General features: G+C 59.6%; 11 protein-coding genes. 9 read left to right on the plus strand and 2 right to left on the minus strand.

The features are described 5' to 3' along the window. Positions 1 to 224: 224 nt before the first annotated feature. Genes ACSQ83_RS33370 through ACSQ83_RS33390 form a run of 5 tightly spaced genes read left to right on the plus strand, consistent with a single transcriptional unit; the run spans position 225 to position 9,275 of the window. Entirely contained in the window at positions 225 to 2,747 is a 2,523-nt protein-coding gene (locus tag ACSQ83_RS33370) for an FHA domain-containing protein (protein ID WP_436231045.1), read from the plus strand. Continuing rightward, a complete protein-coding gene (locus ACSQ83_RS33375; RefSeq protein WP_436231046.1) occupies positions 2,725 to 4,098 on the plus strand; it encodes an HlyD family efflux transporter periplasmic adaptor subunit in 1,374 nt (457 codons plus the stop codon). The genes ACSQ83_RS33370 and ACSQ83_RS33375 overlap by 23 nt, the downstream gene beginning before the upstream one ends. 50 nt (positions 4,099 to 4,148) lie before the next feature. Then, positions 4,149 to 4,901 (plus strand): peptidylprolyl isomerase, encoded by a 753-nt coding sequence (locus tag ACSQ83_RS33380; protein WP_414969948.1) that lies wholly within the window; start codon positions 4,149 to 4,151, stop codon positions 4,899 to 4,901. A 28-nt stretch (positions 4,902 to 4,929) separates the two neighbouring features. Further along, a complete protein-coding gene (locus ACSQ83_RS33385) occupies positions 4,930 to 7,989 on the plus strand; it encodes a peptidase domain-containing ABC transporter (protein ID WP_414954207.1) in 3,060 nt (1,019 codons plus the stop codon). Then, positions 7,986 to 9,275 (plus strand): sigma-54 interaction domain-containing protein, encoded by a 1,290-nt coding sequence (locus ACSQ83_RS33390; RefSeq protein WP_436231047.1) that lies wholly within the window; start codon positions 7,986 to 7,988, stop codon positions 9,273 to 9,275. Before ACSQ83_RS33385 ends, ACSQ83_RS33390 begins: the two co-directional genes overlap by 4 nt. On the opposite strand, the gene ACSQ83_RS33395 is transcribed toward ACSQ83_RS33390, so the two are convergent. Together ACSQ83_RS33395 and ACSQ83_RS33400 are read right to left on the minus strand one after the other, a co-directional pair. Next, complete coding sequence (locus ACSQ83_RS33395) at positions 9,272 to 10,051, minus strand: PP2C family protein-serine/threonine phosphatase (protein ID WP_414969946.1); 780 nt, start codon at positions 10,049 to 10,051, stop codon at positions 9,272 to 9,274. The two genes, ACSQ83_RS33390 and ACSQ83_RS33395, sit on opposite strands and share 4 nt — an antisense overlap. Before the next feature lie 113 nt (positions 10,052 to 10,164). Then, positions 10,165 to 10,458 (minus strand): hypothetical protein, encoded by a 294-nt coding sequence (locus ACSQ83_RS33400; protein WP_414969945.1) that lies wholly within the window; start codon positions 10,456 to 10,458, stop codon positions 10,165 to 10,167. Between the two features lie 510 nt (positions 10,459 to 10,968). On the opposite strand from ACSQ83_RS33400, the gene ACSQ83_RS33405 reads away from it, so the two are divergent. From ACSQ83_RS33405 to araG, 4 genes are all read left to right on the plus strand, one after another. Then, positions 10,969 to 11,466 (plus strand): lecithin retinol acyltransferase family protein, encoded by a 498-nt coding sequence (locus ACSQ83_RS33405; protein ID WP_436231048.1) that lies wholly within the window; start codon positions 10,969 to 10,971, stop codon positions 11,464 to 11,466. A 29-nt stretch (positions 11,467 to 11,495) separates the two neighbouring features. Next, positions 11,496 to 11,744 carry a hypothetical protein gene (locus ACSQ83_RS33410; protein WP_436231049.1) on the plus strand — a complete coding sequence of 83 codons (249 nt, stop codon included), beginning with the start codon at positions 11,496 to 11,498 and terminating at the stop codon, positions 11,742 to 11,744. Between the two features lie 715 nt (positions 11,745 to 12,459). After that, on the plus strand, positions 12,460 to 13,464 hold the full coding sequence (locus ACSQ83_RS33415) for an arabinose ABC transporter substrate-binding protein (protein ID WP_436231050.1): 1,005 nt from the start codon (positions 12,460 to 12,462) through the stop codon (positions 13,462 to 13,464). Positions 13,465 to 13,513: 49 nt separating this feature from the next. Next, positions 13,514 to 15,085: an L-arabinose ABC transporter ATP-binding protein AraG gene (gene araG / locus ACSQ83_RS33420; RefSeq protein WP_414954200.1), complete on the plus strand. Its 1,572-nt coding sequence runs from the start codon at positions 13,514 to 13,516 to the stop codon at positions 15,083 to 15,085. The last annotated feature ends 14 nt before the right edge of the window (positions 15,086 to 15,099 follow it).

Here is a 15,099-nt window from a genome sequence, read left to right on the forward strand (position 1 = left end):
AGGGCAATAGCTCACATCGGCCAAAACCAATGTTCGGAATGCAAAGTGTTAGTTCTCTTGCGACAGATGTGTTGCTGAATCATTGACTACCGCAGAGCGTGACTTACACTTCATGGCGTCACCGCTTTCAACGCGGTTTCGTCCAACACGGTTCATCGGCAGGAGTGCGCGGGTTTATCGCGCTGCGCTCATAGTGTGATGAACGTCCTTCGAGATGTGGACCCATGGCTCAAGGGGAAGCTTCCGTTGCCGAGGCCGGGCCGATGCTGCACAAGGCCTTCGATCTCTTGCTCGAGCCCGAGGCCTGCCCCGCGGCCGGTGTCATTCGTATTGACGAAGATTTGTTCGCAGTCGGGCGGTTTGAAGCGCCTTTCGTCGCTTATGAAACCGACGCGGTGGCTCAGTTGTCGAGGCGTCATGCGCGGATCTTTATCGAAAACGGCGCGGCGTACGCAGCGGACCTCGGCAGCAAGAACGGCACGACAGTGAACGGCGTGCTGCTGCGCGATAAACCCGCGCGGATTCACAGCGGCGACGTGATCGGTTTCGGCGGAAAACTCGCCTTCCGGGTGCGGATGGAACCGCGCGCCGCCTCGCGGGCATACACGTCTCAGCCTGTACATATGACGCTGACGCCGGAGCGCGGCGATCTTGGGTTGCATCCGGTCGAACTCATGGAGTTCCCGTTCCTCGTCAGCAAGGCGGACGAGACGTTTGCGCAATACAGTGACCGTTATCCTCATCAGGTTAACTATGTGTCACGGCGGCACGCGCATATTTTCATGAAGGCGGGCGTGCCGTTCGTCGAGGATCTCGGCAGCACCAACGGCACATTCGTCGACGGAAAACGGCTGGGTGAAACGGCAGTGCCGCTTCAAGATGGTGCATCGCTTGCGTTTGGCGGTAACCACTTCGCGTATATCGTGAGCCTGCGGCGAGAAGCCGAATCGGATGCAGCTACGACCACCAGCGCCGCTACGACGACCGCAACCGGCGCAGTCGCTCAAAGCCCACTAGACGATCTGGACAAGACGACGTTCATCGCAACGGCGCATTCGTTCCTGGATATCTTTTGCGTCGATCAGGGCCAACCGTCCGAGGATGAGATCAACCGCGAGCCATTGCCCGACGCGCGTGCTCCAGCCCGCCGCCGCTCTCGCAACAAATTTGTGCGCTTTGTCTCCGACCTGAGCGCGGCATTTGGCGGCGATCGTCCGATGAAGCGCCGGGTGATCTTCATCGGCCTCGCATTCGTCGCAGCAATGATCGCGATCGGCAGCGCGCTTTATTTCAGCGGCACGGCGGAGCGAAATCTTAAGAGCATGGTTGAGCACGGTGATTATCGCCACGCGGTGATAGTCGCTAATACTTATCTAGACAAGCATCCAAACGATCCACAGGCGATGGTCCTGGGCACCGAAGCGCTGCTTAAAGGGTATGTGCCGGACTGGCTCGATCGACTGAAACATCGAAGTTTCGACGCCGCCCACTCCGTCGTCTCGCAGATGAACACGTTGGCCGCGACGAATGCCGATGCGCGCTTTCTCGTCGATGAGATCGCATGGATCGGACGGCTTGAAACGTTCATGGCGAGCCGCGAGAAGGCGGATGCTCCTATCCGTATCTACGCCGATGAGAACCGCATGAGCGAGCTGCTGAAGCAGTGGGAGAGTGACCCCGGCGGTCATCAACGGCGGCTGGACCGGATCGCATCGACGGTGCCGGCGTTCAGGGACCTGTACGCCATTGCGCTCAGTCATCTGCGCAAGCTCGAAAGCGACGACTCCGTTTACCTCGCGGCCATCGAGCGCCTCAAGGCGAGTATCGACAAAGCATTGGCGCCGGGCGGCGATCCCGACGCGCTAAGCGGCGAGATAGCTGATTACGCCGACAAATACCCGCGCCTGGCGGGCCTCGATCATGTGCAGGACGACCTCCGGCAATACCTGGCGCTCGAGCATGTCCTCCAGTCGCGTCAGCTTGGTCCGATGATCGACGCCATGCAGAAAGCGCGCTTTACCACGCCGCCGTTTCAGGCGCAGCAGCATCAGCTCGATGCGAAGGCTCTGCCTGCGCCGGATGTCGTGCAGCGCTATCTGGCGGTATCGAATGCATGGAACAACGGCAAGACGGAGACGGCTATCGCGGGACTTCGATCCATGGCGGGCGGCCCCTGGGCCGACGCCGTCAGCACCGAGCTCGCGCACAAGCAGGCGGTGGCGAGTCAGTTCGCGGACCTGCAGAAGTCGCGCGGGGCGCAGGGCTACGACGACCGGGTGCTGTCGTTCTACGAATCACTTGATCTCGCCGCGGACGCCTGGTTCGTCAACGCGATCCAGCCGGATCTCACCGCGCTCAGGCAGAAGGCGCTTGCGCGAGCGGACGACGGGCTCAGTCGGGCGCAGACAGCGTGGACGCAATACAGGACCAACGGGGCTATCGGCGGGGACCAGCGGCTTGAAACAGGCCTCTCCGATACCTTCAGGAAGCAGGCGAAGCTGCTCACCGACGCGTGGTCAGGCGCGCAACGCGCCGCGCAGCTCCTCCATCAATTGAAGGCTGACCGTAGTGCGTTTGCTGACAAGCTGCTCGCCGAAATAAGCGCGGAAGTGGACTTGCAGCGGCGCTCGCTGGTTCAGTTGAGTTCGGTTCTGGACCCCGGGATTCTCAGCGCAAAGCTGGCGCTGATCGATTACGACAAGAACGCTAACAAAGGAGCGAACGGTGAAGAACGACGCGCGCCTTAAATCCTTTGCCGAATCGCTTGGCGACCACAGCGTGGAGGGTATATCCATCCTGGTGGCGGAGCCGGCGCGGTTGACGCAGGCATTAATCTATACGATGGTCGCGCTGGTCGTGAGCGGGCTCGTATGGTCGTTCGTTGGCCGCGCTGACGTGATTGTCACGGCGCAGGGCACGCTCTCGCCCGAGTCGGAAGTGCGCCGTTTCTATGCACCCATAGACGGCGAGCTGGCCGATGTTTATATCGCGGAAGGACAGCCGGTTTCGAAAGACGACGTGGTTGCACGACTCAACGCACGCGGTGCGATCCAGGCCGCGACCAACGCGCTGGAAGCGCAATTAAAACTCGATGACGCCGAGCGCGACTGGAAAGAATTCCCGGAGAAAAAGCTCTTGATGGAGCGTAAGGCGGCGGCGCTGAAAGACCAGATGGAGGTGGAAGAGCACTTGCATCAGACCCGCGTGGCCGAAGGAACGAGCAAGCTGGCAGAGGGACAGAAAGCGCAACTTGTGGAAGCCCGCACCGAGCTCGATAGCGCCCGGCGCACCCGTGACGCTGCAAAGCAGGAGCTGGACCGCTACGCCCGGCTGTTGGCGTTGCCGGGCGGTGGCGGGGTCTCGGAGATCCAGGTCGAAAGCAAACGCAACGCTTATATGGAAGCGGATAACGCGACCCGCATTGCTCAGTCGAAACTCACGGAACTCGATTTCCGCCTGAGCCACGAATTCTCCCAGGCGAAAGCGCAGCTTGAAACCAGCGGCCAGGAATCGATCAGCCTGAAGCTGCAATACGAATCGGCCATGCGGGAAATCGCAAGCGCGGGCGACAAGCTGCGGCTGCAATTGCAGACCGCGAGACTCGTTGCAGAAGCGGCGGACCGTATCCGTTTCGAAAATATTGATAAGGATAACTTCCTGCTAATCCTGGCGCCGGTGTCGGGTGTAATCACGGACGTCACGTCGACGCAACCCGGCGACAAGATCCAGGCCAATACGCCGCTGGGGGGCATCGCACCCAAGGACGCGCGGCCGGTGTTGAAGATCGCGATCGCCGAACATGATCGCGCTTTCCTGCGCGAGGGGCAGACGGTCAAGCTCAAGTTCAATGCGTTTCCATATCAGCGCTATGGAGTGATCGACGGAACGCTCGAGTTCATCTCGCCGGCGACGAAACCGTCACCGGAAACGAGACAGCCGGTCTACGAAGGACGCGTCACGCTCGCCCGTGACTATTACCAGGTGGCGGATACGCGCTACCCGCTGCGCTATGGCATGACGGCGACCGCTGAGATCGTGGTACGCGAGCGGCGGCTGATCGATCTTGGTCTTGATCCGTTCCGGCAAGTGGCGGGCTGACGGTGCCCGTCCCCATCGACTGCTTTCATGTTTAAAAGGGGCATAAAAAAATGACGGCGATTGTGCGAATAGACGATGAAGTCGTCGATGCCGATGAGTTCATCCGGGTGTTGAAACTGACCGGACAATTCGAGGGACTTGTCGAGCAACTCGTGCGTGACAAGCTCACCGTGCGCGCCGCGAAGAAGCAGCACGTAGACGTGTCCGATGCTGAGATCCAGATGCGCGCCGATCAGTTCAGGCGCGTGCGCGGCCTGCATCGCGCCGCCGACATGAACCGTTATCTCGATGCGCTAGGCGTGAACCTGGACGAGTTCGAGGCGTTCATCACGGACACGCTCTATCAGGAGAAGATGCTCGAGCAGATTGGTGGTGACGCCGACGTGGAGGCATTTTTCAAGCTGAACTCACCGCGGTTCGACAGCGTGGAAATCAGTCATATCGTGCTTGAAACACCGAGTCAGGCGAAGGAAATGATCTCCTACTTGCAGGACGATCCCGACAGCTTTACGGAGATGGCGCGAGAACATTCGATTGCCGATACCCGCGACCAGGGCGGCGTGCTTGGCAAGGTGTTGCGCGGGTCGCTCGCGCCCGAGATTGAAGCCAAGGTGTTCAATGCGTCGGCCGGCGACCTGCTCGGACCGTTCCCCACGCCCGACAGCACCGCGTACGAAATCTTTGCAGTGACGGCGAAACGTCCGGCTGAGCTGGACGCGGATGTCGCGTCGGAAATTCGCCGCTTGTTGCGCGAGCAATGGCTGCAGGCGCGGGCGCAGGAACACATTATCGAAGCACGCTAGGGCGTCGCGAACGAGAGGAGGCGAGCACATGGACGTACCGCAGAAACTTGATTCCCTGGCCGCATTCCTGGCGACCGTGGAGATCCTGTCGCCGTTTACGGCACAGGAAATCGATCAGCTAGCCGAGCACGCGGAGACGCGGTTTCATGCATTCGGGGAGACCGTCTGCAACGCGGGTGACGCGGCGGACGGACTGTTCGTGATCAAGGCCGGATCGGTGCGGATCTTTACGGAGGAGAACGGCAAGGAAATCAGCATGGGCGTGCGCCGCGAACGCGAAGTGTTCGCGGACATCGCCATGTTGCGCGAGTACCGGCATGAGTCGTCGGTGCGTTCGTCGGGGAAGACGGAATTGCTGTTTATTCCGCGCCGCGTGATCGAGCCGATCGTGGCGAGTAATCCGGCGGCGCTCGCGTTCGTCACGAGCTATGTTGCAATCAGTTCGGCCGGCGGTTTTGTCGCGAAACTCTTCGACCTGCGGGGCAAGATCGACAAGGCCGAGCTGGAGGCGTCGGTGCGCAGCGTCGGCGTGAAGCGGGTGGCTGCGGGCAAGGAGATCATCCATCAGGACGCGCGCGATGACCGGCGGCTGTACGTGGTTAGGCAGGGCGAAGTACGGATCGTGCGCACGGAGGGCGCTAACGAATATCTGCTTGCGACCTTGAGAGCAGGCGAGGTGTTCGGCGAGAAGGCTTGCTTGTTGCGGCAGGAGCAGCAGGCAACGGTCATCGCGAACGTGGATACGCGGCTTCTGGTCGTTCCAGAGAAAACCGTGCACCTCGTGCTTGAACGCAACCCGAAGCTGCGTGAAGTGCTGGAGGACCGCATGCGGTTTACCGAGCGCGAGTTGCAACGCCAGAAAAAGCTGGAGGAACGACGCTCGTTGCCAGCCATGCTCGACCTCCACTCGAAACCGGAGTTGGGCGAGCGCGTGATACGCCGCTTCGCATGGGTGCAGCAAGCAGAGGAAATGGATTGCGGCGCGGCCAGCCTGGCAATGATCTGCAAGCACTACGAGATCTCCATGACGCTCGGCAAGCTTCGCGAACTTGCCAACGTCACGACTCAGGGCGCGACGCTCGACAGTCTCGCGCGAGCAGGAGAAGTGCTGGGCTTCACCACGCGTGGCGTTCAATGCACCTTCGAATCACTGCGCGGTTTCGAACTGCCGTTCATTGTCCACTGGGAGGGATATCACTACGTGGTGGTGTACGGCATATCGAGGAACCAGGTATGGGTCGCTGACCCGGCGGTGGGCTTTCGCAAGATGGACGTAGAGGAGTTCGAGCGCGGCTGGAGCGGCACATGTCTGCTGTTCACAGCGCCACCCGAACTCGCGCAAGCCGCCGTCAGCCGTTCACCGTGGGTCCGGTTTGTCGGCTACCTGAAACCGTACAAGAAGATCCTGGCGCACCTCTTCCTTGCGACGTTCGTGATCCAGGTGCTCGGCGTGATTCCTCCGCTGATCATCCAGAATATTCTCGACGGGGTCATCGTTCATCAGAACGTCGGGCTGCTGCATTTGCTGATTGCCGGGTTGATCATCTCCAACCTGTTCTCGCAGTTGATGTCGACTATTCGCGCGTACCTTGCGAACTTCATGGTCCGCAACATGGACTTCGCGATGATGTCGCAGTTCTTCCGCCATACACTGTCGCTGCCATTCTCTTTCTTTGCCAAACGCAAGACCGGCGATATTTTTGCGCGCTTCCAGGAGAACCATACAATCCGCGCGTTCCTCACGGAGTCGACCGTCACGACCGCGCTCAACTTGCTGATGGTCTTCATCTACTTCACGATCATGTTTCTCTACAACGTGAAGATGACCTTGCTGCTGATCGGTTTTGTGATTCCGATCATGGCGCTGACCGCGCTCGCCACGCCGAAGATCAAGAACTACGCACGGGAGGTTTTCTCCGCGTCGACTGAATCGAAGTCGTTCCTGATGGAAGCGCTGGGCGGCGTGGAGACCATCAAGGGGATGGGTATCGAGCGGACCGTGCGGCTGAAATGGGAAAAGAAATACGCCAAGTCACTGGAGGTCCAGTATCGCGCGCAGGCGTTCAATATTGCGGTGTCGCTCGGCAGCCAGATGTTGAACGCCGCGACCACGATCGCGATTCTCTGGGTCGGCGCGAACATGGTCTTGACGCACGAGATGACCATCGGCCAACTGATTGCGTTCAACGCGTTCATGGGGAGCGTGCTGACGCCGCTGATGGGATTGATCGGCCTGTGGAGCCTGCTCAACGACGCGGGCGTCGCCATGGAGCGATTAGGCGATGTGCTCGACATGGAGCCGGAACAGAAGCCGGAGGATCTGCCGTCGCGCATCATGCTGCCGGACCTGCAAGGCGAGATCAGCCTGAACAACGTGTATTTTCGCTATGACGGCAATGACACGGAGTACGTGCTGGAGAACATCAGTTTCGAGATCAAGCCGGGTGAACTGATAGCAATCGTGGGCCGCAGCGGTTCGGGGAAGACTACGCTCGCGAAGCTGCTCGTTGGTTTCTACACGCCTACCGAAGGCAAGATGATGGTCGACGGCTACGACCTGAACGTGATCGATAAAAGCGTGTACCGCGCGCAGATCGGCTATGTCATGCAGAGCAACCTGCTGTTCTCCGGGACGATAGCGGAGAACGTGGCGAGCGGCGACGAAGCGCCCGACCGCCGGCGTATTGAAGAGGCCGCGAAGATGGCCGATGCCCACGCGTTCATCAGCAAGATGCCATTGGGTTATGAGCAGATCGTGGGCGAACGCGGCGTGGGTTTGTCGGGCGGCCAGATCCAGCGGCTCTGCATCGCACGCGCGCTGTACCACGATCCACGCCTTCTCGTTTTCGACGAAGCGACCTCCGCGCTCGATACCCAATCGGAAAGCAATATCCTCGGCAACATGCAAGAGATCCTGAAGGGGCGCACGGCCGTGATCATCGCCCACCGACTCAGCACGATCATGCGTGCTGACAAGATCCTCGTGTTGTACGAAGGCGCGATCGTCGAACAGGGACGCCACGACGAACTCGTCGCGCGCAAGGGCATGTACTACCAACTCGTGCAAAAACAACTGAGCGCAGCATGAAGATACTCGACGATATCGAAGACCTGCCGGCCAGCCCCGCGACTTCGTACGCCGGTCTGCTCGAGAAGATCGAAATTCTTCGCTCCACATTACGCTGGACGTCGCGCATGGAGCGGCCGGAAATCGAGAAGCTGCTGAGGCAGGCGAGCGTGCTGCGCGACGAGGTGATGCAGTTGTCACACAGGGAGCGTTTCGTTCAGGCGGCCGTCGCTGAGCCGCAGCGTGTGGCCGGATCGCCGCGCGAGCGCCGCGAGGCGTTGCTCGCGCGAAGCTTCATATTTGAAGGCACTTTCGGCGATAACCCCAAGCTGCTGGAGGCTCTGGAGATTGCCGAGAAGGCCGCGCCAACCGATCTGCCGGTGCTGGTGGACGGGGAGAGCGGAACGGGAAAGGAACTAATGGCGAAGGTGATTCATGCGAACGGCGCGCGTGCGGACAGGCCGTATATATCGGTGAATTGCGGCGCGATTCCGGACAACCTGCTGGAGTCCGAACTATTTGGGCACAAGAAGGGCGCGTTCACCGGCGCATCGAGTGATCGGAAGGGAAAATTCGAGAGCGCGCATACGGGCACTATTTTCCTGGATGAAATCGGTGAGTTGCCGCTTGCGGGACAGGTCAAGCTTCTGCGCGTACTCGAAGCGCATGAAATCCAGCGCGTGGGATCGGATGAGCCCATTGCGGTCGATACGCGGATTGTGGCCGCAACGAATCGCAACCTGCGGCGCATGAGCGAGGAGGGGCGCTTTCGCGAGGACCTGTTTTATCGGCTCAGTGTGATCCACTTGACCTTGCCGCCATTGCGCGAGCGACGCGATGAAATCGCGTTGCTGCTCGCTTATTTCGGCGACGAAGCCGCAGCAACGCTCAAGCGTCAGCCGGTGAATATGACGCTCAGGCTGCGCGAGTTCCTGCGGACCTACGACTACCCGGGCAACATTCGCGAATTGAGAAACCTGGTCTACCGGATCGTCTGCCTCGCACCGGAAACGGCGGACATAGAGCATCTTCCCGTCGATATCCGTCCCGGCAGTTCAACCTCTGCAATGAGCGGTTTGGCCGCAAGCGCGGTTTCTCTCAGCGACGCCAAACGCACGGCCAGTGATGAAGCGGAGCGCGCTTTTCTCGAACGTGGCCTGCACGAAGTGGGCGGGACGGTGGCGGAACTGGCGCGGCGCTTCGAGATGAATCGCTCGCATGTGCAGATGCTGCTGAAGAAGCACGGGCTGCATTCGAAGGATTTTCGTAATCACGCGGCGCCCGCTGCGAAGGACAAGGACCACTAGAGGGTTGGATTGATCTGCGTTTTATCGAGGCAGAAAATATCCTCGGCCTGCGCCACGACCACCGATATGTTGTCGCGTCCGCCGCGCTGCAGGGCAAGTTCAAGCAGCCGCGCTACCGCTTGCCGGCAATCCCCTGATGTCAGGACGCCGCCCATCTCCTCGTCGCTGAGCTCGTTGCTCAATCCGTCGCTGCAGAGCAGGAAGATGTCACCGTCATGCAGATCGATACGGTCAGCATCGAGTTCGAGCGTGTCCATTGCGCCGACAGCGCGCGTGATCAAGTGTTTGCCCGGATGATGCAACGCCTCTTCCGGGCTGATCTGGCCGCGTGCCTTGAGTTCTTCGACCTGGCTATGATCGCGCGTCAACTGTCGCAGGGCGCCCTGCCGGCAAAGATAAAGCCGGCTGTCGCCCGCCCACAGATACCCGCAAGACCGCTCGCTCGCCAGCAGCATGACGACCGTGCTGCCGATCCGCCGCACTTGCCGTCGCGCGGCTTCCGAGCGCAAGTCCGCATTGACCGCCATGAGCCTCTCGCGCGCTTCACGCATGCGCTCGTCGAGCGGGATGGGTGTGCCGGTCGCCGATGAGCGCTCCAGCCGGTCGATCACCATCTGGCTCGCGACATTGCCAACCGCGTGGCCGCCCATGCCGTCGGCGACGGCCCACAGCCCGTGTTCGGGCATTTCCAGGCAGGCGTCTTCGTTGACCTCGCGCACGAGACCTGTGTCCGTGCGGGCGGCCGATGTCCATCGAAACTCACCGGTGTTACTCATGAGACCTCCGATGTCTGCAGCGGCGCGCTTCTGCTCCGAAGCGTTGCCGCGTGAATGGCGAGTCAGAACCGGGTGCTTCGTGTGTGCTTCCGTGCGCGTGGTTTCGTTGCCGTTCAGCCAGCGTGGTTGAGGCTGTGCTCGTTCGGGTTGACCGAGACGTTCGAATTCGAACCGGTGTTATTCACATTGGTGGTCTGGAACTGATTGAGCATCTGTTCAGCATAGAAGTTGTTGGTCGTTTCGTACAGGTTCACGACCGGCATCGTGGACGAGGGGTGTGAATCGATGAAAGGCACCACCCAGCCGAACACCCAACTCCCAGGGCCGTTGCCGCCGTGGATGCAGGTCATCGCTTGACGATCGAGCGTGAGGTCACAGGGAATGTCTTCAATGGCGAGTGCGGTCATGGTGAGGCTCCGGTGGTCTTGCGCGATTAGTGAGGACGGTGAGAAGTAGACGCGCTTCTTCATGCAAGGTGCATGCCGAAAGCGCGGCTGCCGGGATGCGTTTCGCGCTGCGCCTTTTAGCGCATGCGTTTGCGTTGTATTGCGCGGAACGCGCGTGGTCTTCGGTCGTTGCGTCTCGTTGGTTCGGCACCAACAAGTGGAGTTGTTTTAGTCGTCGCAAGACCAACACTTGTAGGGCAAGCGATCGATCGGAACGCATAGACGTGTGATGCCCGGATCGTTTTCCCATTGAGCGCTTGGTGATGGGTTTGATCCAACATATCGATCGAAAAAGTGTTGGGTCTCTCACTGTCTTCCAGCTGCCTCAAACCTCTTCATTTTCCTCTGTGCCTTGTCACACAAGGCGATGCATGCATTGGCCCGGTTGATGCAATGACTTGATCAACCGCCGGCTTACTTGCAACACCCCGTTGCAACACCCGGCCTCCACCCTTCAAGGAGAAACCGGTCATGTCGGGCAATCAATCATCCAGGCCCTGCGCTCGACTCGGCCGCTCCATTCCGGATGTCGCCATCGACAGCGAACTTGCTCCCGGTGCTCACCTCGTGACGCAACGCTCGGGCTACGAACATCACGGCATCTATGTAGGCAATGGGCGCGTTGTGCACTACGCCGGCTTCGCGGGATCGCTGCATCGCGGTCCGATTGAAGAGACCACGCTCGACCGCTTCGGCGCAGGTCGGGAGATTCGCATTCGCGTCCACGCCATGCCGATGTACATCGGAGACGATGCAGTTCGCCGGGCTCGCTCAAGGCTGGGTGAAGACCGTTATCGGCTGCTTAGCAACAACTGCGAACACCTCTGCGCCTGGGTACTTTTCGGCGAGAACCGCAGCTCGCAAGTCGAGGCCTGTCTCTCTCATCCAGGTCTCGCTTACCGCGTGGCAATCGCAATGCTTAAAGGCTGGATCAACACAAGGGGTCGTGACGACCTGCTCGTCGCATAAACCTGTTCATGTCATTGAGGAGAAACATCATGAACACGCAACGTGATTCACTGCGCCGGATAGTCGACAAATGGCTCGCGCCAACACCCGGCACGCCGGTACGCGAGATACGCCTGTGCCGCATGCCGTCGAACCATATTCGCTATGTCCGCGTGGAAGCGCTCCGGCCGACCGGTGTACTAGCGTTGTTCTTCTTTCGTCACGATGACGGATCGTGGCAAGTGTTTCCGCCCGAAGCTATGCGCATGACAATGAGCCCGCGACGTTTGGCAATGTGATGTGTCGTGCGTTTGCACTAGAGAAGACTGATGCACTGCGGCAAGTGTTTTCCCTAAGCGGCTCACTGGTTCCGGCTAAGCGGATCTAGGGCAAGGCGCTAGTTACAACGACTTGGTCGCGCGTTATCCCAAAGTGTAGGAGCGGCGCACGCTTTTAGTGCTGCAATCCGGGGTTTATCGCTGCTTTAGGCCTTTCTGTCGCGCAACGAGTCGTGGGTATACCGAATTTGATATCGGCATCGCTGAAAATCTGATTGGAAAGGAATCGGCCGCTTCCTTAAGATGCACTCGAATATAAAATTTCGAGACATCACCGCTTCAATGAAACGCCAATCGCACGTTCCCCCGCTATTCAAGCGAACCATCGGCGGTGGCCGCGCAACGAGCGCAACCGTAAGCCCTTTCACCCATTCTTCCGCTCCCGGTGAAGCCGTTGACGACTGTGTCGACGCGCTATCGCTTGCCGTCGAAACAGCATTTGCCCGGCGCACGGAATCACGGAGATGCACGCGGGATTTCAAGCGCGCGAGCGTAAGCGCCGCAACGAACAAGCTCGACAAACCATGCTGCCAAACCGCCTGTCCAGCGGCTTGGCGCGGGCTGAAGATTGACCAGCAGCACCCGCTGTAAGGCAAGAAGGGCGAACGGGCTGCAAGCCTGCGCCCGCTGCAGAACACCCAAGCCATGCCTTTATTCCACACCAGGAGACGCCACCATGAATCACAAGCTTCGCCGTTTGACCCTGTCCGCTATTGCTGCCGCCACGCTTGGCATTCCGTTCGCCTCGCAAATGTCCGCTCACGCCGACGAGCCCTTGAAGGTAGGTTTCCTCGTCAAGATGCCGGAACAGGCATGGTTCATCAACGAGCAAAAAGCGGCGACGGCACTCGGGCAGAAGGAAAAATTCTCGGTGGTGAACATTGGTACGCCGGACGGTGAGAAGGTGCTGTCCGCAATCGATAATCTCGGCGCGCAAGGCGCTCAGGGCTTCGTGATCTGCGCGCCCGACGTGCGCCTCGGACCGGCAATTCAGGCTCGTGCAAAACGCTACAACATGAAGTTCGTGACGGTCGATGACCAGCTTGTCGACTCAACGGGCAAGCCGTTGCCGAACGTGCCGCACCTTGGCATGTCCGCGTTCAAGATCGGCAATCAGGTAGGCACCGCCATCTCCGATGAAATGAAAAAGCGTGGCTGGAAACCTGAAGAAGTAGGCGCATTGCGCATCACGGATTACGAACTGCCGACCGCTAAGCAACGTACGGATGGCGCGACGGAGACGCTGTTGGCTGGTGGCTTCAAGAAAGAAAATATCTTCGATGCCCCGCAAAAGACGACGGATGACGAAGGCGGTTTCAATGCGGCATCGCCGGTGTTGTCGCAGCATCCGAACATCAAGAAATGGGTGATCTTCGCGATCAATGAAGAGACCGTTCTGGGCGCTGTGCGCGCGACTGAACAACTGCATATTGCGTCAGCCGATGTGATCGGCGTCGGTATCAACGGCGCGGGCGAAGCGTTCGCCGAGTTCCAGAAGAAGGAACCCACTGGCTTCTTCGGCACCATCGCAGTGAGTTCGACGAACCACGGCAAGGACAGCACGCAGAACCTCGTCGACTGGATCAAGTCTGGCAAGACGCCGCCGGCCGATACACAGACCACGGGCAAGCTGATGGTTCGCAGCAACTGGCAGGACGTGCGCAAGGAATTGGGTATCTGAGCGTTTCGCGACGGGCGTGGATCTGGTCAATGAGGGTCTATGAGGGTCAATGAGGGTCGATGACCGTCGACCAGGACCACGCCCCGATTTAGTTTTCAACGAGGAACGCCCAATGACGGATACCGCAGTGGCTACGGCCGCGCCTTATCTTTTGCTCGATAACATCACCGTGCGTTTCCCCGGCGTGCTTGCGCTCGACTCCGTGTCGCTGGACGTGCGCCCCGGTGAAGTCCACGGGTTGATGGGCGAGAACGGCGCGGGCAAATCCACTTTGCTGAAGGTGCTTTCGGGCGTCAATTCAACGAGTGGCGGCAGCTTGTCGCTGGACGGCGTGGAGCAGCAGTTCACGACCACTAAAGCAGCTATTGAAGCAGGCGTTGCGATCATTTATCAGGAACTGCATCTTGTTCCGGAACTGACCGTGGCCGAGAACCTGATGCTTGGTGCAATGCCAAGCCGCTTCGGCGTGCTCGATGAAAAGGCCTTGGTCAAGCGCGCGATCAGCGAGCTTGATCGCCTGGGAGAAAAGATCGATCCGAATATGCAGGTCAAGCATTTGTCGATCGGGCAGCGGCAGATGATCGAGATCGGCAAGGCGTTGATGCGCAACGCCCGCGTGATTGCGTTCGATGAACCTACGAGTTCGCTATCGTCGCGTGAGACGGAGCAATTGTTCAAGATCATCCGCGCGCTGAAGGAAGAAGGGCGCGCGATCATCTATGTCACGCATCGGATGGATGAGGTGTATGCGCTTTGCGATCGCGTGACGGTGTTTCGGGATGGCCGTCGTATCGAGACATTCGAGGAAGTCGATGGACTCGAGCGCGACCGCTTGATCAGTTGCATGGTCGGGCGCTCGATTCACGATGTGTACGGATACCGCACGCGCGAGATAGGCGAGGTGCAACTCGATGTCCAGGAACTGATGGGACCGGGCCTTGCGGAGCCAGCCTCGTTCAGCGTGCGCAAAGGCGAGATAGTCGGGTTCTTCGGGCTCGTTGGCGCTGGACGTTCTGAGCTGATGAAGCTGATTTACGGCGCGGTGAAACCCGTATCCGGGCAGATCGTCCTCAAGGGTTCGAAACGCAAGTTCAGGTCGCCGCGCGACGCGGTTCGTGCCGGCGTGGCGCTGTGCCCGGAGGACCGTAAGCAAGAGGGCATTGTCGCGATTGCTTCAGTATCCGACAACCTGAACATGAGTTGCCGGCGGCATTTCAGCCCGTTCAACATTCTGAACAACCGCAAGGAAGCGTCGACTACCACTGACTATATTGCGAAGCTTGCGATCAAGACACGCAATGGCAACACGCCGATTGGCACGCTGTCAGGCGGCAATCAGCAGAAGGTCATTCTCTCGCGGTGGCTCGCGGAAGAGATCGATGTGTTCCTGATGGATGAGCCTACACGCGGTATCGATGTCGGTGCGCGCAGCGAGATCTATGGCCTGCTGTATGCGCTCGCGGAAGCCGGGCGAACAGTCATCGTGGTGTCGAGCGATCTGGCCGAAGTGATTGGCGTGGCGGATCGCGTGATGGTGATGCGCGAAGGAAAGATAGTTGGCAACTTGCCCAAGGCGCAGGCCACGCCGGATCACTTAATCAAGCTCGCGCTTCCCGGCTGATAGCACGCACGGTT

The organism is Caballeronia sp. LjRoot29 (genome assembly GCF_964252755.1).
Lineage (GTDB): Bacteria > Pseudomonadota > Gammaproteobacteria > Burkholderiales > Burkholderiaceae > Caballeronia.

What these genes read in the sequence shown, in the direction of transcription:
- ACSQ83_RS33370 (WP_436231045.1), top strand. Translation starts at nt 225, where the DNA reads ATGGCTCAAGGGGAAGCTTCCGTTGCCGAGGCCGGGCCGATGCTGCAC.
- ACSQ83_RS33380 (WP_414969948.1), top strand. Translation starts at nt 4,149, where the DNA reads ATGACGGCGATTGTGCGAATAGACGATGAAGTCGTCGATGCCGATGAG.
- ACSQ83_RS33385 (WP_414954207.1), top strand. Translation starts at nt 4,930, where the DNA reads ATGGACGTACCGCAGAAACTTGATTCCCTGGCCGCATTCCTGGCGACC.
- ACSQ83_RS33390 (WP_436231047.1), top strand. Translation starts at nt 7,986, where the DNA reads ATGAAGATACTCGACGATATCGAAGACCTGCCGGCCAGCCCCGCGACT.
- ACSQ83_RS33395 (WP_414969946.1), bottom strand. Translation starts at nt 10,051, where the DNA reads ATGAGTAACACCGGTGAGTTTCGATGGACATCGGCCGCCCGCACGGAC.
- ACSQ83_RS33400 (WP_414969945.1), bottom strand. Translation starts at nt 10,458, where the DNA reads ATGACCGCACTCGCCATTGAAGACATTCCCTGTGACCTCACGCTCGAT.
- ACSQ83_RS33405 (WP_436231048.1), top strand. Translation starts at nt 10,969, where the DNA reads ATGTCGGGCAATCAATCATCCAGGCCCTGCGCTCGACTCGGCCGCTCC.
- ACSQ83_RS33410 (WP_436231049.1), top strand. Translation starts at nt 11,496, where the DNA reads ATGAACACGCAACGTGATTCACTGCGCCGGATAGTCGACAAATGGCTC.
- ACSQ83_RS33415 (WP_436231050.1), top strand. Translation starts at nt 12,460, where the DNA reads ATGAATCACAAGCTTCGCCGTTTGACCCTGTCCGCTATTGCTGCCGCC.
- araG (WP_414954200.1), top strand. Translation starts at nt 13,514, where the DNA reads ATGAGGGTCGATGACCGTCGACCAGGACCACGCCCCGATTTAGTTTTC.